Source organism: Streptomyces sp. RGM 3693 (assembly GCF_050471125.1).
GTDB lineage: Bacteria > Actinomycetota > Actinomycetes > Streptomycetales > Streptomycetaceae > Streptomyces.
Map to the genome: position 1 here is coordinate 3,008,482 of NZ_JBMPPQ010000001.1, position 16,590 is coordinate 3,025,071.

General features: G+C 70.8%; 18 protein-coding genes and 1 pseudogene. 7 read left to right on the plus strand and 12 right to left on the minus strand.

Annotated features, from left to right (window positions below; genetic code table 11):
* Window positions 1–27: 27 nt before the first annotated feature.
* Window positions 28–762 (minus strand): lysophospholipid acyltransferase family protein, encoded by a 735-nt coding sequence (locus ACO0M4_RS13065; RefSeq protein WP_430370103.1) that lies wholly within the window; start codon window positions 760–762, stop codon window positions 28–30.
* Window positions 763–1,072: 310 nt separating this feature from the next.
* Between ACO0M4_RS13065 and ACO0M4_RS13070 the strand changes: the two genes are divergently transcribed.
* A complete protein-coding gene (locus ACO0M4_RS13070; RefSeq protein ID WP_430370105.1) occupies window positions 1,073–1,486 on the plus strand; it encodes an SSI family serine proteinase inhibitor in 414 nt (137 codons plus the stop codon).
* 43 nt (window positions 1,487–1,529) lie between these two features.
* Here ACO0M4_RS13070 and ACO0M4_RS13075 read toward each other — a convergent pair whose 3' ends face one another.
* The 5 genes from ACO0M4_RS13075 to ACO0M4_RS13095 form a co-directional block, all read right to left on the minus strand.
* Entirely contained in the window at window positions 1,530–1,688 is a 159-nt protein-coding gene (locus ACO0M4_RS13075; protein ID WP_430370106.1) for a hypothetical protein, read from the minus strand.
* 146 nt (window positions 1,689–1,834) lie between these two features.
* Window positions 1,835–2,794: a cytochrome c oxidase assembly protein gene (locus ACO0M4_RS13080; protein WP_430370108.1), complete on the minus strand. Its 960-nt coding sequence runs from the start codon at window positions 2,792–2,794 to the stop codon at window positions 1,835–1,837.
* A gap of 117 nt (window positions 2,795–2,911) precedes the next feature.
* Window positions 2,912–3,937, minus strand: coding sequence for a 6-phosphofructokinase (locus ACO0M4_RS13085; protein WP_430370109.1), 1,026 nt, complete (start codon window positions 3,935–3,937; stop codon window positions 2,912–2,914).
* A 184-nt stretch (window positions 3,938–4,121) separates the two neighbouring features.
* On the minus strand, window positions 4,122–4,850 hold the full coding sequence (locus ACO0M4_RS13090; RefSeq protein ID WP_430370110.1) for a type 1 glutamine amidotransferase: 729 nt from the start codon (window positions 4,848–4,850) through the stop codon (window positions 4,122–4,124).
* A 38-nt stretch (window positions 4,851–4,888) separates the two neighbouring features.
* On the minus strand, window positions 4,889–6,127 hold the full coding sequence (locus ACO0M4_RS13095; RefSeq protein WP_430370112.1) for a MurT ligase domain-containing protein: 1,239 nt from the start codon (window positions 6,125–6,127) through the stop codon (window positions 4,889–4,891).
* 187 nt (window positions 6,128–6,314) lie between these two features.
* Here ACO0M4_RS13095 and def point away from each other — a divergent pair, with 187 nt between their 5' ends.
* Window positions 6,315–6,884, plus strand: coding sequence for a peptide deformylase (gene def, locus ACO0M4_RS13100; protein ID WP_430370114.1), 570 nt, complete (start codon window positions 6,315–6,317; stop codon window positions 6,882–6,884).
* Between the two features lie 18 nt (window positions 6,885–6,902).
* Here the strand turns inward: def and ACO0M4_RS13105 are convergent, their stop codons facing one another.
* Window positions 6,903–7,589, minus strand: a complete 687-nt coding sequence (locus ACO0M4_RS13105) for a TetR family transcriptional regulator (protein ID WP_430370115.1) — start codon at window positions 7,587–7,589, stop codon at window positions 6,903–6,905.
* A 179-nt stretch (window positions 7,590–7,768) separates the two neighbouring features.
* Here ACO0M4_RS13105 and ACO0M4_RS13110 point away from each other — a divergent pair, with 179 nt between their 5' ends.
* Window positions 7,769–9,004, plus strand: coding sequence for an acyl-CoA dehydrogenase family protein (locus ACO0M4_RS13110; protein ID WP_430370117.1), 1,236 nt, complete (start codon window positions 7,769–7,771; stop codon window positions 9,002–9,004).
* Window positions 9,005–9,090: 86 nt separating this feature from the next.
* Here the strand turns inward: ACO0M4_RS13110 and ACO0M4_RS13115 are convergent, their stop codons facing one another.
* Both ACO0M4_RS13115 and ACO0M4_RS13120 read right to left on the minus strand, forming a co-directional pair.
* On the minus strand, window positions 9,091–9,399 hold the full coding sequence (locus ACO0M4_RS13115) for a hypothetical protein (RefSeq protein WP_430370118.1): 309 nt from the start codon (window positions 9,397–9,399) through the stop codon (window positions 9,091–9,093).
* A 443-nt stretch (window positions 9,400–9,842) separates the two neighbouring features.
* On the minus strand, window positions 9,843–10,883 hold the full coding sequence (locus ACO0M4_RS13120) for a hypothetical protein (RefSeq protein WP_430370120.1): 1,041 nt from the start codon (window positions 10,881–10,883) through the stop codon (window positions 9,843–9,845).
* A 388-nt stretch (window positions 10,884–11,271) separates the two neighbouring features.
* Between ACO0M4_RS13120 and ACO0M4_RS13125 the strand changes: the two genes are divergently transcribed.
* Window positions 11,272–12,090, plus strand: coding sequence for a hypothetical protein (locus ACO0M4_RS13125; RefSeq protein WP_430370121.1), 819 nt, complete (start codon window positions 11,272–11,274; stop codon window positions 12,088–12,090).
* 67 nt (window positions 12,091–12,157) lie between these two features.
* Here the strand turns inward: ACO0M4_RS13125 and ACO0M4_RS13130 are convergent, their stop codons facing one another.
* Window positions 12,158–12,916 (minus strand): MerR family transcriptional regulator, encoded by a 759-nt coding sequence (locus tag ACO0M4_RS13130; RefSeq protein ID WP_430371359.1) that lies wholly within the window; start codon window positions 12,914–12,916, stop codon window positions 12,158–12,160.
* Between the two features lie 292 nt (window positions 12,917–13,208).
* On the opposite strand from ACO0M4_RS13130, the gene ACO0M4_RS13135 reads away from it, so the two are divergent.
* The 3 genes and pseudogenes from ACO0M4_RS13135 to ACO0M4_RS13145 all read left to right on the plus strand — a co-directional run bounded on the left by ACO0M4_RS13135 (window position 13,209) and on the right by ACO0M4_RS13145 (window position 14,817).
* Complete coding sequence (locus ACO0M4_RS13135) at window positions 13,209–13,424, plus strand: hypothetical protein (RefSeq protein ID WP_430370122.1); 216 nt, start codon at window positions 13,209–13,211, stop codon at window positions 13,422–13,424.
* A gap of 395 nt (window positions 13,425–13,819) precedes the next feature.
* Window positions 13,820–14,401 (plus strand): annotated as a pseudogene (locus ACO0M4_RS13140) (AMP-binding protein); the annotation flags it as partial.
* Entirely contained in the window at window positions 14,296–14,817 is a 522-nt protein-coding gene (locus ACO0M4_RS13145; protein WP_430371361.1) for an AMP-binding protein, read from the plus strand. The pseudogene ACO0M4_RS13140 and the gene ACO0M4_RS13145, both read left to right, overlap by 106 nt.
* 67 nt (window positions 14,818–14,884) lie before the next feature.
* On the opposite strand, the gene ACO0M4_RS13150 is transcribed toward ACO0M4_RS13145, so the two are convergent.
* Both ACO0M4_RS13150 and ACO0M4_RS13155 read right to left on the minus strand, forming a co-directional pair.
* The gene (locus ACO0M4_RS13150; protein ID WP_430371362.1) at window positions 14,885–16,069 is read right to left on the minus strand and encodes an RNA polymerase sigma factor; all 1,185 of its coding nucleotides are present in this window, start codon (window positions 16,067–16,069) and stop codon (window positions 14,885–14,887) included.
* A 16-nt stretch (window positions 16,070–16,085) separates the two neighbouring features.
* A complete protein-coding gene (locus ACO0M4_RS13155; RefSeq protein ID WP_430370123.1) occupies window positions 16,086–16,493 on the minus strand; it encodes a YciI family protein in 408 nt (135 codons plus the stop codon).
* Window positions 16,494–16,590 lie beyond the last annotated feature (97 nt).

The window sequence follows — 16,590 nt, forward strand, 5'->3', positions numbered from 1 at the left end:
ATCCGGCCCGCCCCTAACCGCCCGCCCCTAACCGCCCGCCCCGTTGCCGCCGCCGGGCCCCCGCCACCCGCGGCCCCGCGCCGCCGCCTGCGCCGCGGCCTTGGCGTCCGTGGCGTACTCGTCCACGTACTCCTGCCCGGACAGCATGAGGATGGCGTACATGATCTCGTCGGTGACGGCCCGCAGCGCGATGCGCTCGTCCACCAGACCCGCGTACCGCGAGAAGTCCAGCGGCGGCCCGAAGCGGACCGTGACCCGCATCGCCCGCGGCAGCCGCCGCCCGGTCGGCTGCGCCTCGAACGTCCCGATCATCGCGCATGGCACCACCGGCCCCCCCGCCTTGAGAGCCAACGCCGCCACCCCGGTGCGCCCCTTGTACAGCCGCCCGTCGTGCGAACGGGTGCCCTCCGGATAGATCCCCAGCAGCCGCCCCCTGCGCAGCACCGACAGCCCCGAGGAGAGCGCCGCCTCCGAGGCCCGGCCCCCGGAGCGGTCCACCGGAATCTGCCCGACCCCGCGGAAGAACGCCGCGGTCAGCCGCCCCTTGAGCCCGGGCCCGGTGAAGTACTCGGACTTCGCCAGGAACGTCACCCGGCGCGGCACGAGCGCCGGCATCACGAAGTGGTCCGCGAACGACAGGTGGTTGCCCGCGATGATCGCCGGCCCCTCGTCGGGCACCTGCGCCAGCCCCTCCACCCGCGGCCGGAAGATCAGCCGCAGCAGCGGGCCCAGCAGGACGTACTTCAACACCTGGTACAGCACGGCGGCCCCCTCTTCCGTCCCTCCGGACCACCTGCGAGTCCGGATCATGCCAGGTCACAGGGGCGTCCAGGGCCGTCAGTGTAGGCGCGCGAGCCGCCGTCCGTAACTGCCCCGGCACGGTCCGGAACCGCCGGGCCCGCGAAACCGCGGACCCGTCCGGGCGACCGCACGGCGTGGCCGCTTGTGCGCCGGGTCGCGGCGGGATGGCCTGGAGCCGCCGGGCGCCGTCCGCCGTCCCCGCCGGGCGCCGGCCCCCGGCCCACCGCGTGACCCCACCGGGCCACCGCCCCGAGCGTTCCAGGAGACCCCGATGTCCGTGAGCCGCCGACGCCGAACCTCCCGTGCCGCTCTGGCGGCGGGCGTGACCGTGGCGCTGTGCACCGCACTCGGCGGGGCGTCGGCCCGCGCCGCCGCTCCGGGCGCCGCCGACGGCCTCTTCCTGACCGTGTCCGGCGCGGGCGACACCTGGATCCACGGGGTACGGCTCAGCTGCCCGGACACCCGCGGCACCCATCCGCACGGCGCCGCCGCCTGCCACGCGCTGGCCTCGGCCCACGGCGATCTGAACGCCCTGCGGGGCGAACCGCACGTCTGCACCCGGGAGTACGACCCCGTGACCGTCACCGCCTCCGGCACCTGGCGGGGCGCGCCCGTCAACTGGCACCGGGAGTACCCCAACGCCTGCACCATGGACGCCGCCACCGGCCCGCTGTTCCGCTTCTGACGCCCGCCGACGGCGCCGGGCGCCAGCGTCCGGCGCCGGACGCTCAGATCCGCCGCGCCGTCACCACCCCGACCGTGAGCAGCGCCAGGACCACCCACAGGAACCAGACCCAACCGTTGCCACCCAACGCCACGGTGTAGGCGGTCGCCGCCACCAATCCGCACACCGTGCACACAGCCATCGTCCTGGCGGATCCGGGCATACCCGCAACCTCCTCACGGCGGCCGTGGGCACAACGCCGCGGGCCGCGGCCAGGAGACCATCGTCCCCGGCCGCGGCCCGTGCCGCCAGATGACCGAACGCGCCGCGGCGACCGCTGCCGGTCCGCCGCGCCCCGCCGGCGCCCCGCTACTGCCCCCGCGCGTTGAGCGACGCCAGGTAGGCGTTGTACTCCGCCAGGTCCTTGTCCCCGTTGCGGTCCGCGGCCCGGTCGGCGCGCTGCGAGGTGCGCGCCTCGGACTTGTACCACTGGAAGACCAGCGCGATCAGCACCACCACCGACGGGATCTCGCTGAACGCCCAGGCGATCCCGCCGGCCGCCTGCTGGTCGCCCAGCGCGTCGATGCCCAGCGAGGCCGGCGGGTGCAGGAAGGTGTCCACCATCGGCTCGGACGCCATCATCAGCGCGATCCCGAAGAACGCGTGGAACGGCATCCCGGCGAACAGCTCCAGCATCCGCATCACGTACCCCGGCCGGTGCGGGCCCGGGTCCACGCCCATGATCGGCCAGAAGAAGACCAGCCCCACCGCCAGGAAGTGCACCATCATCGCGATGTGCCCGGCCCGGGACTGCATCAGGAGGTCGAACAGCGGCGAGAAGTACAGCGCGTAGAGGCTCGCGATGAACAGCGGGATGGTGAACGCCGGGTGCGTGATGATCCGCATGTACCGGCTGTGCAGCAGCGCCACCAGCAACTCGCGCGGCCCCTTGCGGCCCCGCCCGGCAGTCGGCAGGGCGCGCAGCGCCAGCGTCACCGGCGCCCCGAGCAGCAGCAGGATCGGCGAGAGCATGCTGACGATCATGTGCTGGACCATGTGGACGCTGAACATCGCCATGCCGTAGTCGTTGAGCTTGGTGCACATCGACAGTGCCACCGTCAGCACGCCCAGGACCCAGGCGACGACCCGGCCCATCGGCCACCCGTCCCCGCGCCGCCGCAGCCGGATCACGGCCCAGCCGTAGAGCGCCAACCCCAGCAGGCAGCCGACGAGAAAGAACGGATCACCACCGAACTCCAGGCCCCGCCCCAGCGTGAACGGCGGCAGATCCATGTTCATGCCGTCCATGCCGTGCCCGCTGTGATGCATCCGCTCGCTCCTGATTCGTACCAATGCTCCGGCGACAAGCGTAGAGGCGCCCCCGGCCGGCGCAACGGCCGGGGGCGCCCCGAACGACCCGAACCCCGCGGGTGGGCTACGGACGGATCACAGCACGCACTCGGCCTCGTCGTAGCGCTCGGCGGGCACCGTCTTCAGGCTCGCCACCGCCTCCGCGAGCGGCACCAACGTGATGTCCGTACCACGCAGCGCGGTCATCATCCCGAACTCCCCGCGGTGCGCGGCCTCCACCGCGTGCCAACCGAAGCGGGTGGCCAGCACCCGGTCGTACGCGGTCGGCGTCCCGCCGCGCTGGACATGGCCGAGGATGACCGGACGGGCCTCCTTGCCGAGCCGGCTCTCCAGCTCCAGCGACAACTGCCGGGCCACACCGGCGAACCGCTCATGGCCGTACACGTCCGTGCCGCCCACGTCGAACGACATGGTGCCCTCGCGCGGCTTCGCGCCCTCCGCGACCACCACGATCGCGAACTTCTTGCCGGCCTCGAACCGTTCCGCGACCCGGGCGGTCAGCTCCTCGATGTCGAACGGCCGCTCCGGCACCACGATCGCGTGCGCACCGGCCGCCATCCCCGAGTGCAGCGCGATCCAGCCGGTGTGCCGCCCCATCACCTCGACGATCATCACCCGCTGGTGCGACTCGGCGGTGGTCTTGAGCCGGTCCAGCGCCTCGGTCGCCACGCCCACCGCGGTGTCGAAGCCGAACGTGACGTCGGTGACGGCGATGTCGTTGTCGATGGTCTTCGGCACGCCGACGATCGGCAGCCCGGCGTCCGACAGCAGTCGGGCCGCCTTCAGCGTGCCCTCACCGCCGATCGGGATGATCGCGTCCAGGCCCAGCTCCGCGACGTGGCCGCGGGCCCGCTCCACGCCGTCCCGCAGGTGGGCGGGTTGTACCCGCGAGGAGCCGAGGATGGTCCCGCCGCGCGCCAGGATGCCGCCGACAGCGTCCAGGTCGAGCTTGCGGTAATCGCACTCCAGCAGGCCCTTCCAGCCGTCCTTGAAGCCGATCACCTCATCCCCGTGGTCGGCGGTGGCACGGTGGACGACGGACCGGATGACGGCGTTCAGGCCGGGGCAGTCGCCGCCGGACGTGAGGACACCAATTCGCATTGTTCGTAGTAACCCATCGCAACTCAACCGGACGCCCGGACCCCGTCGTCCGGTTGGATTCCGCTCAGCCTACAAGCGCGCGGCGCCCCGGGGCACGGGCGCCCGGAGTGCGGACACCGGCGCACGGAAAACGGCCGGACCCGGGTCAGCTGACCCGAATCCGGCCGTCGCGGTGACCGGACCGTCAGGCGGTCTGGCTCGCCGCCGCGATCCGCTCCTGGCGCAGCGCCTCGTACCACCGGTCGTCGGCCGGCGGCAGCGCGTTGACGTCCAGCGCCAGCTTGATCAGCAGGTCCGCGATATGCGGGTTGCGGGCCATCACCGGGCCGTGCATGTACGTCCCGAAGACGGTGTCGTTCCACGCGCCCTCGTAGCCGTCGCCGACACCGTTGCCATTGCCGAACCGGACCGTGGCGAACGGCCGCGCGGTCTGCCCCAGGTGCGTCACGCCCTGGTGGTTCTCGAATCCGGTCAGCGGCGGCAGCCCCAACTGCGGGTCGATGTCGGCGAGTACGTCACCGACGCACCGTTCGCCCTCGCCGCGGGTGCTCACCACGTCCAGCAGCCCCAGTCCCTGCTGCCGCTCGCCGAGGTCGTTGATGAACTCGTGGCCCAGGATCTGGTAGCCGGCGCACACCGAGAAGACGATCGCGCCGTTGGAGACCGCGCGTTCCAGGCCGCCGTCGCGGATCAGCCGCTCGGCCGCCAGCCGCTGCGGCCGGTCCTCGCCGCCGCCGATCAGGTAGATGTCTCCCGAAGTGGGAATCTGCTGGTCGGACCGGACGTCAACGCGCTGGACGTCCAGGCCGCGCTGCCGCGCCCGCCGCTCCACCACCAGGACGTTGCCCTGGTCGCCGTAGGTGCTGAGCAGGTCCGGATAGATCCACACCACGCGCAGGCTGTTGTCACTCATGCTCGCTCGTCCTTGTCCGTGTTGTCGGTGGACCGCACTCAGTTGCCCACGCGGCGGCGCAGGTCCTGGAAGGCCGTGTAGTTGGCGATAACCTCGATCCGCCCGGGCGGCGCCATCTGGACCGCCTCGTCGAGGGTCTCGCACACCTCGAAGTCGAGCCCGGCGACCTCCAGGCGCACCGCCAGGTCCAGCCTGCGGTCGCCCAGCACGAAGATCGGGTGCCCGGCCAGCCGGGTGTAGTCCACATCCCACAGCCAGGAGGTGTCGGTGCCGTCCGCCCCGCGGGCGTTCACCGACATGATCACCGGCGTCGGCGGCCCGTCGATCAGCGAGAAGGTCTCCAGCCAGCCGGCCGGGTTCTTCGCCAGCAGCAGCCGCAGTTCCCGCTCCGCGAAGGTGACCACGTCGTAGCGGCCGGCGACGGCCTGCACCGCGAACATCCGCTCCAGGGCGACCTGCGGCGGCACCCCGAAGGCGGCCGCGACGGCGGCGGAGGTGGTGGCGTTCGCCTTGTTGGCGCGGCCCGGCAGCTGGAGCTTGATCGGCCAGGCGCTGCCGTGCGGGTCGAGGACGTGGTCGCCGGAGAGCGCCCAGGTGGGCGTCGGGCGGCGGAAACCGCACTCGGCGCAGAACCAGTCGTCGCCCGGCCGCTGCATCACGCCGCCGCACGAGGGGCAGGACCAGGCGTCGTCCTTCCACTCCTGCCCGGCGGCGACCCACACCACGTTCGCGGACGACGAGGCCGCCCAGACGATCAACGGGTCGTCGGCGTTGGCGATGATCAGCGCCTTGGAGCCGGACAGGCCCTCGCGCCAGCGCTCGGCCAGCATCCGGGTCTCGGCGGCCCGGTCGAGCTGGTCCCGGGAGAGGTTCAGTAGCGCTATGGCCTTCGGCGTGACGTCCCGGGCCACCGTGGCCAGGTACTTCTCGTCCACCTCGATGACGCCGTACTTGGCGTCCGAGCCGCCCGCCAGCGCCGAGGTGATGCCCGCGGGCATGTTGGCGCCCAGCGCGTTGGAGACCACCGGGCCACTGGCCCGCAGCGCCTCGGCGATCAGCCGGGTGGTGGTCGTCTTGCCGTTGGTGGCGGACACCAGGATCACGTCCAGGTGCCTGGCCAGCGAAGCCAGCAGGTCGGGGTCGAGCTTGAGCGCCACCCGGCCGCCGATCACCGATCCGCTGCCGCGGCCTGCCGCGCGCGACACCGCTGCCGCGGCCTTGCCGGCCGTCACGGCCAGCTTGGCCCGCGGCGACAGCGGCTCCGTGTTGCCTGCCATCGTCTCAGATCCTCCTTGCATCCGGCGCACTCCTGCCCTGAGGCTGCCGGAAGAGTGCGCCTCCTCCGTGACCATCGACCGTCCGGAGGCTGTCGGTCGGGGATCAGCCTATCGAGATCCGGCGGCCGGCCCGAACTCCGCCACCTGTGTGACGCCATCCGGAATGCCCGGCCCGTACCCTGGGCCCATGCGCCACCGCACCATCCCCGGCAGTTCCGGCCGCCCTCGTCCACTGCGCCTGTACGGCGATCCCGTCCTCACCCGCCCCTGTGCGGACGTCACCGTTTTCGACGGTGAGCTGGCCGCCCTGGTCGAGGACATGTACGCGACAATGTACGCCGCGAACGGGGTGGGCCTGGCCGCCAACCAGGTCGGTGTTCCCCTACGGGTGTTCGTCTACGACTGCCCCGACGACGAGGACCGCCGGCACCTGGGGCACGTCGTCAACCCCCACTTGGTCGAAGCGGACGGGCCGGTGTTCCGCGGGCCCGAGGGCTGTCTGTCGCTGCCCGGTATCGAGGCCGGCACCCCGCGTCACGACCACGCCGTCGTGACCGGGTTCGACCTCACCGGCGCGCCGGTGACGGTGACCGGCACCGGTTTCTTCGCCCGCTGCCTCCAGCACGAGTGCGACCACCTCGGGGGCGGCCTCTACGTCGACCGGCTCACCGGCCTGCGGCGGCGCCGGGCGCTGCGTGCGGTGGCCCGGGCCCCGTGGGCGGCGGCGACGGACGACCGGGCGGCGGCACCGGCCTGACGCCGCCCGCCCGGAATGTCAGAATCCGGGACCGTTGGCGAGATCCTTGGCGGTGGCCAGCTGGCCCCACAGCAGATCGGTGAGGTGGCGTACCAACTGCTCGCGGGAGCAGGGGCGTTCACGCAGCCACCAGTCGCCGGCCGCGTGCATCATGCCGACGATGCCGTGCCCCCACACCCGGGCCCGTTCCGCACCGTCCGGCCCCAGGTCGAGCCGTTCGGAGATGACCTTGGCCAGTTCCTCGCCGAGCCGGCGCAGCAGGGGAGCGGAGTGCCGGCCCACGTCGAAGCCTGACTCCGAGGGGTTGTCCTCGTCGGCCGGGTGCATGAGGAAGCGGTAGACCTGCGGCCGGGTCTCGATGGCGACCAGGTAGGCGTCGAGGGTGGCCTCGACCCGTTCCCGGCGTAGCGCCTGGGCGTCCAGTGCGGCCCGGAGGTTGGCCAGCAGGGCGTCGGTGTGCCGGACGGCGAGGGCGCGGTAGAGGCCGCCCTTGTCGCCGAAGTGCCGGTAGAGGATCGGCTTGGTGATCCCGGCCTCGGCGGCGATGGCGTTCATCGAAGCGCCTGGGCCGTCGCGCAACACGATGCGCTCGGCGGCCTCCAAGAGTTCCCGCCGTCTGCGCTCGGTCGCGGTCTGTTGCCGGTTGTCGCCTGCCGTGCCGGCCTGTGCCGGACCTGTCTGTCCGGTGCTGTCGATGCTGTCCATGGTCGTGCTCCCCACCCTTGTGAATCCGTGGCGCTCGCGCAACGTAACACCCTGACTCGGCGTCTCCCGAACTCCGCGGGCCAAATCGGCGCCCACGAGGAGTTGACATCCATTACTGACCGGTAACACACTTCGGTTACCGCAAGTAACGGCTGGCTGTACGCACCACTGGAGGGGACATGGCCGAGTTCACCATGGAACTCAACGACGAGCAGAAGGAAGTCCGTGACTGGATTCACGGCTTCGCCGCGGACGTCATGCGCCCCGCCGCCGCCGAGTGGGACGAGCGCGAGGAGACCCCCTGGCCGGTGATCCAGGAGGCCGCCAAGATCGGCCTGTACTCCCTCGACTTCTACGCCCAGCAGTTCTTCGACCCCACCGGCCTCGGCATCCCGATGGCGATGGAGGAGCTGTTCTGGGGCGACGCCGGCATCGCACTGTCCATCGTGGGCACCGGCCTCGCCGCCGTCGGCGTCCTGGCCAACGGCACCGAGGAGCAGATCGGCACCTGGATCCCGCAGATGTACGGCGACGCCGACGACATCAAGGTCGCCGCCTTCTGCTCCTCCGAGCCGGACGCCGGCTCCGACGTCGCCTCGATGCGCACCCGGGCCGTCTACGACGAGGCCAAGGACGAGTGGGTGCTCAACGGCACCAAGACCTGGGCCACCAACGGCGGCATCGCCAACGTCCACGTCGTGGTCGCCGTCGTCGACCCGGATCTGGGCTCCAAGGGGCACGCCTCGTTCATCGTCCCGCCGAACACCCCCGGCCTCTCCCAGGGCCAGAAGTTCAAGAAGCACGGCATCCGCGCCTCGCACACCGCCGAGGTCGTGCTGGAGGACGTCCGGATCCCCGGTCACTGCCTGCTCGGCGGCAAGGAGAAGCTCGACGAGCGACTGGCCCGCGCCCGCGAGCGCGCCAAGGGCGGCAGCGGAGGCTGGGGGAGTGTGAAGAACGCCGCGATGGCCACCTTCGAGGCGTCCCGCCCGGCCGTCGGCGCGATGGCCGTCGGCACCGCCCGCGCGGCGTACGAGGAGGCCCTGGAGTACGCCAAGACCCGCGAGCAGTTCGGCCGCCCGATCATCGACAACCAGGGCGTGGCCTTCCAGCTGGCCGACATGCGGACCCAGATCGACGCCGCCCGCCTCCTGGTCTGGCGGGCGTCCTGGATGGCCACCACCGGCAAGAAGTTCGAGAGCGCCGAGGGCTCGATGTCCAAGCTCTTCGCCAGCGAGACCGCCAAGAAGGTCACCGCCCAGGCGATCCAGATCCTCGGCGGCAACGGCTTCACCCGCGAATACCCGGTCGAGCGGATGCACCGCGACGCCGCGATCTACACCATCTTCGAGGGCACCAGTGAAATCCAGCGACTGGTCATCGCCCGGACGCTGTCGGGAATGCCGATCCGTTAAGCATCGACGCAGTGAGACACGCATAGACCGCTCTCATGTTGTAGGCCCCGCTCCCGGCTGGGACGGGGCCTACGCCCACCCCGAGCTCACGCCACGACCGCGTCCTCCTGCGGAAACACGGCCGGACACCGCCGGCAGATCAACGACCGTTCCCACGCCGCCCGCGCATCCTCCGCAGCCGACGCCCGCCGCGACAACCAGAAGCCCAACCCGATGCCGCCCAGCACCAGCACCATCCCCGCGGCCAGCGAGCCCAACACCAACGCCACCACACCCACGACGCCGACCCCCACCGGCAGCAGCCACTGCATCGCACACTCCGGCGGCGGTGCGTGCTTTTCCTTCGCCTCCGCATCCTGTGGCAACGAGCGCCAATACTCCGGCAGGTGCAACACCTGACTCGATTCCTTGCACCGCGGACACACAAACGCCATAAGCCCCCCTCAGGTCAGAAAGCGAAAGCCTTCCATGGGTAGACGGCGATCGACAGGGTGCGAAGTCGCCAACAAGGGGCACGCAGAAGCGAGTTACCCCACCCCAGTAAGGCGGGGTAAGGCGTCCCGGACGGTCATACGAGCTGCGACCGGAAAGCATCGCGCGGAAGCTTCTCCCGCGTCCGAGGTCGAGCCGGCGCAATCCGGCGGCGCAGACCGAACTCTGCTCACGAAGGTCGAGGAACCCCGCTGGTAGATCCAGGCGGAAGGACTCTGGAGGCAGCGCACACACGGGTGTGCACGCACCTGTAATCGGCGACACGCGCTGACGGGGAGCCGAAGGTGAGAAGGCGCCGGCCTCTTCTCCCCTCCGACTCCCCGCGTGTTCGAGGTACTCGGCAGGGCTACCTGGCGCGAATCTTGAACGGCAACGTCTGGTAGGAGAGCGACGTGTCGCCGGCACCCACCGACACACCCGCTTCGACGTTGGCCAAGGGAGCGTCTCCCGCGACCGCCAGGCGCATCCGGTAAACGGTGGTGGCGCCGGGTGCCAGCGGCGTCTTGGCGGTCGGGATCAGCTCGGCGCTCATGCCTGGGTCGCAGCCGCCGGGCACCAACGACACGCGCTGCCACCCGTGGCCGGGCACGTACTGCTGCAGCACCAGGTCCTTGGGGGCCACGGTACGGTCGCCGCTCTGACCGTAGGCGGAGTAGCCGGCGTTGAGCGCCGGGTAGGCCCGCTTGGTGGTGTTCTTGACCGTGAGCTCGAACTCCTTCGCCGCGCCGCCACGCACCAGGCCGGCACCACGCGGCCAGCCGGTGACGGTGGTGGTGGGCCGGTCGACGACGGCGCTACGCGTAGGCGCGCGGTAGGTATGGCCGTGGCCGTCGTCGACCGAAGCGGCCACGGCCAGCCGACCGGGACGGTCGATGGCCTGGACCCGGAGAGCGACCGTGGCGGGGCGGCCGGGACTCGCCGCCACCGAGACGGGGAAGGAGAGCCTCCCCTTGTTCGGGTTTTCGCTGCCGACCGATCGGACATCCAGGTCGACCCAGCGGTGACTCTTCTCGTCGTAACGCTGCATCAGGAGAGAATCGGCGATGAAGCCCTGTGTGGTGACGTCCAGGCGGACGGTGCCCTTGGAGACCGGGGTGCGCAGGGTGACGTTCGAGGACGACCAGAGGCCGATCGGCGCCTCCGGGGCGAGGCTGTAGGACAGCTTCTGCGCCGCATTTCCGGTGACGGCCGGGGCCGGGGCCGATTCCGTCGCCGCCGCGGTGTTTGTCCGCGTCGCCGCAGCCATGGGCGCCGTCGCAGCAGCACCGCAGTTCAGCATGGGCCGTGCCCCCGCAGTCGCCGCTACGGGGACCGCCTGCCCAGGGGCCGCCGCCCCGATCACCAGGGTCAGCCCGGCGACCACCGCCGCCGCGGAGCCGGCGGTCACCCTCCGTGCTCCTACGGGCCGTTGCGCCATACGTGACATATTGCCCCCACTTCGTATCGGACACACCGATGTGCATCTCTGCGAGTGAGGAGTCGACTTTCCCGTACCGGGTTCCTGCATGCCCCTGAAATGGCGCATTTTTACAGGAAAGCTACGGTCCTGGAGCAGGACGGAAAGCGAAAGCCTGCCAGAGGACGGCAATAGTCGACGGAACGCGAAGTCACCAACTAGGAGCGCACAGAAGCAAAGGGCTTACTCGGGGCTTCCCCACAACCCTAAGTGCGCCAACACGCCCCAATGGTCATCGCGACCGAAACTCGCCGCGTCACCTCCACGACCAACGGGGAGCCTCCCGCTGCAACACCAGCCGCCAACACCAGGGGGGAACGTGGCATTCGGCGCCGATCGCGTCATCAGAGAGCTCGGCACGGCAATCAGTAACACGCAAAAGGCAATCACCGAAGCACTCGACCGCAGCCTCGCCTGCCTCCGCGCCACCGTTGAAACCACACTGACCGCAGCCCAAAACGCCCGCGACGCAGCAGTTCTCGCCCACGCCAGAACCGATGTCATCCACAGTGAACTCCAGGGCCTCCGCAACGACATCCAACGCCTACAACCCGCCACACCGCCACGCGACGACCAGCAGATCCTCAGTCAACTCGCCCAACTCCACAGCATCGTCGAAGCCCTCCGCGCCGACTTCGCAGTCACCGCAACACCCGAGCCACCCACACCGCCCGCGCCACCCGCACCACCCGCACCACCCACGAAGGCCGCCACGAAGAAGACCGACGAACCCGCCGTCGCCCCGGACGATTTCGACGAACTCCTCACCCTCGCCGCCGGTATCGCCTACGCGCAGATCATCTGCCACCGCGACCACTGGGACTTCCGCGTCACCCAATCCAGCCGCGGCCAACACTTCCGACTCCCCGCAGGTGTCAAAGAAGCCAACGGCCTCATCCAGGCCGAGATCTCCGGCCGCACCCTCATCGCCACACTCGACGCACTACGCGCCACCAGGCAGGACCCCGCCGCCGCCCCGACAACCCAAAACCTCGCCGGCGAGATCTACAAACGCATCGGCATCGCCCTACACAAAGTCGACACCGACGACCCCGACGCCCACCACCAACCCGGCAACGACTGCCCACCCGTAACCCGCATCGTCATCGACGACCGGCCAGCAGCCAGCAGCAGCTGACGCGCCTCAGCTTGATCTTTGACCTGCTGCCGGGGGTCTGCAGCCCCCCGGCAGCGTGAGCCGTCGGTCAGCTCAGCCGTGCGTCGGCGTAGACGGCCATCGCGTCACGCTGGTAGACGGCCAGTCCGTCGGCGATCCGGTCGAAGTTGGTACGGAACTGAGGGTCGTCGGCGTAGGTCTGACCCAGTCCCTTGTACGCGGCCGCGCACGGGGTCCAGAACCGGCACACACCCTGGTAGTGGGCGTCCACCTCGGCCTGCACCACAGGATCGGCGACGGGTGTGCCGGCCACCATGAACTCCGCCATGCGGATCATCTGCGCCGTCGCCTCACGCTGCCACTGCTCCATACCCTCGGCGGTCATCCCCTCGAAGGCCCGCCGGGACTGCTCCCACTGCTCCGGCCACCGCTCGCGCGCCTCCGCCTCGTGGCGGCCGGGCTCGAAGCCCTCGAACAGGTTCTCCGGCCTGTTGATCTTCGCCATGTCGTTGTCCTTGCCTTCCTCCAGTTCGGCGATGGTGCGGCCGACCGTGCGGGCGAGCGTATCCAGCCGGTCCCGTTCCGCCAGCAGTCGTTGATGGTGCTCGCGGAGCACGGCCACCTGATCGACCTGGCTGTCCAGGACCGCCTGGATCTCGCGCAGCCCCAGGTCCAGCTCCCGCATCAGCAGGATCTGCTGCAGCCGCAGCAGATCGGCCTCCTCGTAGTAGCGGTGCCCGTTGCTCCCGATCCACGCCGGCGGCAGCAGGCCGATCTCGTCGTAATGCCGCAGCGTCCGGGACGTCACACCGGACATCCGGGCCACATCCGCGATCGACCAGGCCATTGCCCCGCCTCCCATCGCCGGGCCGGTCTCTCCGGCCACACCGAAGACGGTAGAAGTTGACGCAGCGGAAACCGCAAGCCGGAACCGGCACCGGATTGCGGTGTGCGGAGTTGACGGGTTTCCGTGCCGGACCGTAAGGATGTCTGCGCCGTCGTGCGGACGCCTTGTTCGAACTGGCGGATGCCGTGCTGACGGCTCGTGGCCGGGCCGAATCGCTGGCGGCATCGTGTGAGGAGAGCGCCTTCCGGCGTGGGCACGGAGGCTCCCCGAGGACTGGTGGTGGACGCTCATCGTGATCAAGCTGCTCGCCGCCGCGGGACTCATCACCGGAATCTGTGTGGCGGGCATCGGCGCGGCTGCGAACGCCGGCGTCGTCTGCTACTTCCTCGCGGCGTCCGTCGCGCACATTCGGGCCCGCTTCCTCACGTCCGAGTTCTGGGTCAACTGTCTTGGCCTGCTCGCGCTCTCGACGTTCGCTCTCATAACGTCCTACGTCCCTGGCCTCTGAGTGCCAGCGCGGTACGCCCGGCGGTGCACCTGCTCAGAAAGAGTGCCCAGCGGCATGCCCGTCGCGCGAGGGTGAGTGGGATGGAGCTCCGACCATTTCCCCTGGTCAGCGCCGCTTATTGGGTTTTCTGCTGAGGGAATTGAGCGTCCATGGTGGGGAAAGCGCATTGCGTCTAAGGGGGTTGGCGGATCGGATCGCCAAGGTCGGGGTCGAGGCCGAGGCCGAGGCCGAGGTCAAGGTGGTGGGGTTGCTCCCCGGTTTGGAGACGGGGGCGATGGCGGAGGCGCTGGGGCCGCGGTCGTCGAGATCGCTACTGACCCGGCCCGGTCACGGCGACACTCGACCCGCACGGCTTCCGGTTTGGAAACCGGTACAGAAGGAAGCGCATGGCATCCATGCTCGACGGTTGTACGCCCTGGCCCGAGGAGTTCGTCGACCGCTACTGGGCGGCCGGGCACTGGCGTGGCAACACGCTGGACAACCTGTTGCGCGGCTGGGCCCTGGAGTACGGACCGCGGACCGCGCTCGTGCACGGCGGCACCCGCCTCACGTACGCGAACCTGAACCGGCGCGTGGACCGTACGGCCGCCGGATTCCGGCTCCCACCGGCGCGCGCGCAGACCGCCGACCAGGTGGCGGTCTTCCTGCTCTCCGGCGGTACGACCGCGGCGCCCAGGCTCATTCCGCGCACCCACAACGACTACGCCTACCAGGCGCGGGCCGCCGCCGAGTCGGTCTCGCTCACCGAGAACGACGTGTATATCGCCGCGCTGCCCGCCGGGTTCCACTTCACCTTCGGCTGCCCCGGCATCGTCGGCACTCGCTCCGTCGATGGCACCGTCGTCCTGGTCGAGAACCCGGGACCCGCCGCATGCCTTCCGGCCATCGACCGAGAGCGGGTCACCATCACGTCGGTGGCGTCCGCCGACGCCGAGCTCTGGCTCGACGTACTTCCCACGGTCCAGGCCGACTTGAGCAGTCTGCGTCTCGTGCAGATCGGCGGCGCGCCCCTGCCCCGGGCGACCGCCGAACGGATGGGCCCGCAGGGGACTGTCGCCTGCGGCAGGTCTTCGGCACGGCCGAGGGGCCGCTCACTTTCACCCGGCCCACCGATCCGGGCGAGACCGCGCTCACCGTGCAGGGCCGCCCGCTCTCGCCCGACGACGAGATCCGCATAGTCGACGCCGACGGCAAGGACGTGCCCGACGGGGAGCCCGGCGAACTCCTCGCCCGCGGTCCGTACACCCTGCACGGCTACTACCGGGCGCCCGACCACAACGCACGCGCCTTCACCGCCGATGGCTACTTCCGCACCGGCGACCTCGCGCGGCGCACCCTGGACGGCAACCTGGTGGTGACCGGCGGACTCAAGGATGTCCGGCAAGCGGGCTGACCAGGAAGACCCGTCTGGCCCGTGACGGGCAGGGCGGAGCGCTGCGGGACGACCCGAGCGCGAGTCGTCAGCGACTCCGGCGGGAGTTGAGCCGGGCGGCCTGGCGCGTCAGGTGGTCGCGCTCGGCGAGGTTGGGTGCCATGTGGGCCGCCTCGGCGTAGAGCCGTGCCGCCGTCGCCAGGTCGCCGTCGCGCTCGTGGAGGTACGCGGCCACCGCGGTGTACCGGGGGAGTGCGGCGTCCAGCGCCGCGAGCGCAGCCAGGCCGGCGCCCGGACCGTCGGCCTCGCCGACGGCCACCGCGCGGTTGAGCCGGACGACCGGGCTGTCGGTCAGGCGCGCGAGCTCGTCGTACCACTCGACGATCTGCACCCAGTCGGTCTCCTCGGCGGTGGGCGCGTCGGCGTGGAGTGCCGCGATGGCGGCCTGGGCCTGGAACTCGCCCAGCCGGTCGCGGGCGAGCGCCGCCTGCAGGATCTCCACGCCCTCGGCGATCGACTCGGTGTCCCACCGGCCGCGGTCCTGCTCGGCGAGCGGTACCAGACTGCCGTCGGGCGCGGTCCGGGCGGCGCGCCGGGCGTGGTGGAGCAGCATGAGGGCGAGCAGCCCCGCCACCTCGGGGTGGTCGACCTGGGCCGTGAGCTGCCGGGTGAGCCGGATGGCTTCGGCGGCGAGGTCGACATCGCCGGAGTAGCCCTCGTTGAAGACCAGATAGAGGACGCGCAGCACGGTGGCGACATCGCCGGGCTGGTCGAACTTTCCCCGAGCTCTCGGCTTCGCTCCGACAGGGGACACCCCAATTCCGGAGACGGTGCGCTTGGCCCGGCTGATGCGCTGCGCCATGGTCGCCTCGGGCACCAGGTAGGCCCGGGCGATCTGGCGGGTGGTGAGTCCGCCGACGGCGCGCAGTGTGAGCGCGACCGCGGACGCCGGCGTCAGCGACGGGTGGGCGCACAGGAAGTAGAGCTGGAGTGTGTCGTCCACCGCGGGTGCGGGCCCGGGCGCCGGCTCCTCGTCGACGAGGTCCTCACGCCGGCGGCGGGCGGTGTCCGCCCGGGTCGCGTCGAGGAACTTGCGCCAGGCCACCGTGACCAGCCAGCCCTTCGCATCGCGTGGTGGGTCGGCCGGCCAGACGCGGACGGCCTCGACCAGCGCGTCCTGCACGGCGTCCTCGGCCGCCGCGAAGTCGGCTCCGCGGCGGACGAGGATGGCGAGCACGCGTGGCGTGAGGCTCCGGAGCAGGGCCTCGTCCATCTGAGTCACCGCGAGGTCACTCCGTGATGGTGGGCGGCGCGGCCAGGAACGGGCGCACTTCGAGCCACTCGTGGATCGGCTTGCCGCCCGCCCCGGGGGCGGCCGACAGTTCCCCGGCCAGCTCGACGGCACGCTCGTAGCTGTCGACGTCGATCACCATCCAGCCGGCGATGAGGTCCTTGGTCTCGGCGAACGGGCCGTCGGTGACCGGCGGGCGCCCCTCACCGTCGTACCGGACCCACGCCCCCTCGGGGGCGAGCGCCTGGCCGTCGACGAACTCGCCGGTCTTCTCAAGCCGGGCCGCGAAGTCCTGCATGTACTGCACGTGCGCCGAGATCTCCTCCGGCGTCCACTGGTCCATGCAGACGTCGTTGACCGGAGCCGGGGCGCCGCGGTAGTGCTTGAGCAGCAAGTACTTGGCCATGGTGGTTCTCCTCGGTGCGGGTGCGACCCATTGTGGTCGCGTTCACCACGGGGACGGAGCCAGCCACGGGTTCTCGACATCGCCGTCCGATTTTTTT